This is a genomic window from Dapis brunnea BLCC-M229 (assembly GCF_050015995.1).
In the GTDB taxonomy this organism is placed as follows: domain Bacteria; phylum Cyanobacteriota; class Cyanobacteriia; order Cyanobacteriales; family Microcoleaceae; genus Trichodesmium.
This window is the reverse complement of record NZ_JBNHEP010000304.1, coordinates 1-3,970: the sequence shown is the minus strand read 5'-3', so window position 1 is coordinate 3,970 and position 3,970 is coordinate 1. Positions and strand designations below refer to the sequence as shown.

Sequence of the window (3,970 nt, the reverse complement as noted above, 5' to 3'; positions counted from 1 at the left end):
CTGGTATTTCCCTTCATCAAACCCAGAGTGCGATCGCTCTCACCTGAATCCTTACTTTTTTCTCAATTTCAAAGGTTGCTTTGACATTCCTAAAATTAATAGCTGAATCGCGTAGTTACGACCCAGGAGGCTTGCTAATAACTGACGGCTGAATGCTTACTATATATTGTACTATAAATCCCTGAATTATCAACAGTTATATATAGCCATCCGCTAATTATTAATGCTTTAATTCCTAATAATTTAGCTGTATATATCTGCCAATTTATGATACAATTAAAAAATCAATCTTTAATCTAAAAACTTCCTAATGCTTGATGCCCTCACAACCAGAAATTTATGCCAAATATGCAGACTCGACCCCCGTTGAGAAAAGCGCTCGACCCTCCAGGATTTCAGGACCAGACACCAACGCAATAGGTCCTCATTCAGTGCTGCGGTGGGATACAATTAACAACAGAATTTATCAAAGACGGGAATATGATGCCAACAACCATCCGGTGCGCGACATCGACTTTACCAGTCCCACCTTTCCCCGTAGTGGCAGGATGCGCCCCGGACATCCCAGACCGCCACATCAACACCGTTTTTACATCAACGACCCCAAGATAGGTACTACTTCTGGCTTTATCAGAGGCGCAGCCGAACTCTTAGAACAACCAGACTAGAATCAAAGGAGAAAATATGCGCGGAATCACCATAAGCGATCGCCAACCGAATAACAACACCCTAGCAGTCAATCTCGCCGATATTCTCCAATTACTCGGCCAAAAACTTGCCAGCACAGAATGGGAAATATCAGACCTTGAATGTCTGGGAACTGATAGTGATAGCCTTCACCAATTAGCTGATACCAAAACCAGAGTCTCTGGAGAAATTCTGTTACAAATAGCCAGCAACATTACCCAAGTCATCGACGGCACATTTGTAGGCTACCTAGACAACGCACCGGAGTCAAATATAATTGTTCGCGTCGTAGATAGTAGTGCTTACGATGTAGAAAGCAGCGATGAAAGTATATTAACGGTGTTGCGACAACGTTTCCAACAAGTCGAAGATTTACCAGAAGTAGAAATTCAGGCAAATAAGGCTCTCAATTTACAGTTTACCGAACTGTGGATAGACCGCACTGCTTTCCCCCCTCAAGTGTTAATTTTAATCACCAATACTTCAGGTCAAAGCTATGTTTATAATCCCTCTGAAAATTACCAACTATCTTTTGCTGGCGATACCTACGAAGCTAGTCAAACTTGGCTGTTAACTAGGCAATATCAGAGGGTTGAAGGTCGTTTGCCTGCACTAACTTAATTAGATAATAACAAAATGCACAGCAGTGAAACTCTTGTGGATCTTCAGTTTGAGGATGCTGTGACTATTTTAGAGATTGGGATACCTGCTCTGTTGCAGGATTTTAAGGATAGTTTGATTACGGTGGAGTAATTAGCAAGTGAAGTGGTGGTGGTAGTTAAGATTTTTGGACGGAAAATTCTGGATTTTTTGTCTATTGATACGCTTGTTGGTTTGTTGAGTGGGTTGCTGGGGGTGATGCCAGTGGAGTTTTTTGAGGGGTTGCGCTTGGCTTTGGGGCCGCCACCTGATGGGGTAGCGGGTTAGGTTAAGAATGGGCTTAAGTTTTACCCCACCTTTGGAGTGGGGAGGGCGAAGCTATGGTTATCAAAAATATTTTTGATTAAATTTGTTGATTTCACAGATAGATAGTGTCGAAAATCAGCATCAACAAATTCTCCTGTTTTAATCATTTGAACTTGACTAAGTGCATTTTGGAAAATAATATAGCAAAAAGTGGCGTTGCATATTTGCGGGATGAATAATATGGTTTGACAGAGGAATAACTAATATCAAGTCACATTAATTAACCATAATATAAGTATCTTCAGACATGACTTGAGGCCACCAATGGTAGAAAGTGATTCCTCGGAGCAAATCTGGTCTTCTCAGTAAATGGCAACAGCGTTGTTCAATCAGTTCTTCTACCTCTGCGATCGAGTCAAACGCCTGATTAGCCACAACTTCATTGACCTGCATGCCATAATCTCTCTGCAGGCTGTAGCTCAGGAGAGTAAGGAGGTAGGGGGAATAAGTGAATACCATCTGGCACCTCCAAGCGATAGAACTCCGTTCCGCTGACGCGAACGCTTGTATGCCACCCGGCTCGATCTAATACTAGAATTACTCGCTTTTTAGCCCCAATCTCAAAGTGCTGGGCAAAATCTTGCAGTACCGCACTAAACAAATCTGTCTCACGGGGTGACAGGCAGCTCAAAACTATTGTGGGATAAGGGTTTCTTGGATTCAAGCGAGCTTGAAAATATGGATTTTTTATCAATGATAATGATAATCATTCTAAGAGAAGGGGTGGGTTTGCTTCGCAAACCCACCCCTTCTCCCCCAATTAAAGTTGATTTTTATGTCAATTAAGGAGCTATGGCCATCAGTCACATTTTATGCTAAAAAAAGTCAGTCCACTTACAGATATAGACTGACCTAAATGCAATTTTTATCATTGTATGAGTCATATTTTAAACAATCTTTGACCGATACTCAAGTCCAAACTTTAAAAATCTTAGGCAAGGTTAATTACTGTCCAGAAAACAGTAAAAATAGAAAGGTTGGCAGCTTGTTTTCCTTTACCAATTCAGTATGAAAGCCGTCGAAAACATATACAAAGATTTTTAACATCCTGCATCTTTGAGCTTGCCCTTGTTTTGGTTCCCTATAATAATGATGATTATTCAGAGGGAGTTTTCGGATGGTAGCCAATTAATTTTAACCATAGATAGAACACAATGGAAACATAATAATATCTTCGTGATTGCAGTCATTTATCAAAAAAGAGCATTACCTATTTACTGGCAGATTTTGCCGAAAAAAGGCTCTACCAATTTAGCCGAACAAAAGGCAGTTATTAAGCCAGTTTTACGGTTATTAAAAAAATATAAGTTGGTGATTATTGGAGACTCTTAATTTCATGGTGTAGAGTTATCTCATTGGCTAAAAGTTAGAGCGAGAACTCAAAAAATTAATTTCCTACAACCGACAAAAACAAGATACTAACTATAGAAAAAATCGTCAAAAATACCAGTTATTGAGGAATTTACCTGTATCTCCAGGAACTAAAATATTTTTGAGTAACATTAATCTGACTCAGAAGAAAGGATTTGGAAGTTTTAACTTAGCTGCTTATTGGAAGAGAAAATATAAAAAAAAGGTAGAAAAGGAACCTTGGTATTTACTAACAAATATTGAAACCTTGGATGAAGTCATCAAAATTTATCGCTCTCGAATGGGTATTGAAGCTATGTTTAAAGACTGTAAAACAGGTGGATATAATCTAGAAGGTAGTCGAGCTAATACACAACGTTTGACCAATTTAATTTTACTTATTGCTATTGCTTACACAGCTTCATTTTATCAAGGTAAACTTATCAAAAAATCCGGGTATCAAAACTACATTTGTAGATTAACAGAGCTGAGGCGAAAAGATAAAAGACATAGTAATTTTTGGGTAGGTATGTATGGTGAATTGTGGGTCATGGCTTGGGAATATTTAGTTGAACTCGTCACAGATCTGATGAATTTTAATCCTCAGAAAAAGTCGAAGTATCAAAGAGGATTAAAAGCTCTGTCGATATTAAATAATAGTTAATTATTTATACTCAAACTCTTACCATTCATCTGATTATTAAAATTTTTTAATGGACTTACATAAATGTTCTGTTGGACATTAATTGAACAATAGTTCAATATGGGTTGGTGGTGTGGGTGAGCGAAGCTCACCCACACCACCACTGAGAATGATTATTATTATCATAAAACCTGTCAATTTTTCTCCCCTGCTTATGCCCTTTAAACCCTTATCCCACAATACTTTTGAGTTGCTTGTCACCCCGTGAGCAAATCTGTCCTGACTCGTGGTAATATCCACCAATAGGTTTGGCCTGTTTCTGGT

General features: G+C 38.8%; 6 protein-coding genes. 4 read left to right on the top strand and 2 right to left on the bottom strand.

Annotated elements, in window-relative coordinates; genetic code table 11:
* Window positions 1–317 precede the first annotated feature (317 nt).
* Entirely contained in the window at window positions 318–668 is a 351-nt protein-coding gene (locus ACP6PM_RS34980; protein ID WP_426591475.1) for a hypothetical protein, read from the top strand.
* 16 nt (window positions 669–684) lie between these two features.
* The gene (locus ACP6PM_RS34975; RefSeq protein ID WP_426591473.1) at window positions 685–1,308 is read left to right on the top strand and encodes a hypothetical protein; all 624 of its coding nucleotides are present in this window, start codon (window positions 685–687) and stop codon (window positions 1,306–1,308) included.
* Window positions 1,309–1,869: 561 nt separating this feature from the next.
* Here ACP6PM_RS34975 and ACP6PM_RS34970 read toward each other — a convergent pair.
* Both ACP6PM_RS34970 and ACP6PM_RS34965 read right to left on the bottom strand, forming a co-directional pair.
* On the bottom strand, window positions 1,870–2,046 hold the full coding sequence (locus tag ACP6PM_RS34970) for a hypothetical protein (protein ID WP_426588141.1): 177 nt from the start codon (window positions 2,044–2,046) through the stop codon (window positions 1,870–1,872).
* The gene (locus tag ACP6PM_RS34965; protein ID WP_426591472.1) at window positions 2,033–2,347 is read right to left on the bottom strand and encodes a transposase; all 315 of its coding nucleotides are present in this window, start codon (window positions 2,345–2,347) and stop codon (window positions 2,033–2,035) included. The genes ACP6PM_RS34970 and ACP6PM_RS34965 overlap by 14 nt, the downstream gene beginning before the upstream one ends.
* Window positions 2,348–2,742: 395 nt before the next feature.
* Here ACP6PM_RS34965 and ACP6PM_RS34960 point away from each other — a divergent pair, with 395 nt between their 5' ends.
* Together ACP6PM_RS34960 and ACP6PM_RS34955 are read left to right on the top strand one after the other, a co-directional pair.
* Entirely contained in the window at window positions 2,743–2,985 is a 243-nt protein-coding gene (locus tag ACP6PM_RS34960; RefSeq protein ID WP_426591471.1) for a hypothetical protein, read from the top strand.
* A 160-nt stretch (window positions 2,986–3,145) separates the two neighbouring features.
* Window positions 3,146–3,667: a transposase gene (locus ACP6PM_RS34955; RefSeq protein ID WP_426591470.1), complete on the top strand. Its 522-nt coding sequence runs from the start codon at window positions 3,146–3,148 to the stop codon at window positions 3,665–3,667.
* Window positions 3,668–3,970 lie beyond the last annotated feature (303 nt).

Excerpts from the sequence above, each read along its gene's own strand:
- ACP6PM_RS34970 (WP_426588141.1), bottom strand. The coding sequence starts at position 2,046 with ATGCAGGTCAATGAAGTTGTGGCTAATCAGGCGTTTGACTCGATCGCA.
- ACP6PM_RS34975 (WP_426591473.1), top strand. The coding sequence starts at position 685 with ATGCGCGGAATCACCATAAGCGATCGCCAACCGAATAACAACACCCTA.
- ACP6PM_RS34980 (WP_426591475.1), top strand. The coding sequence starts at position 318 with ATGCCCTCACAACCAGAAATTTATGCCAAATATGCAGACTCGACCCCC.
- ACP6PM_RS34960 (WP_426591471.1), top strand. The coding sequence starts at position 2,743 with ATGATGATTATTCAGAGGGAGTTTTCGGATGGTAGCCAATTAATTTTA.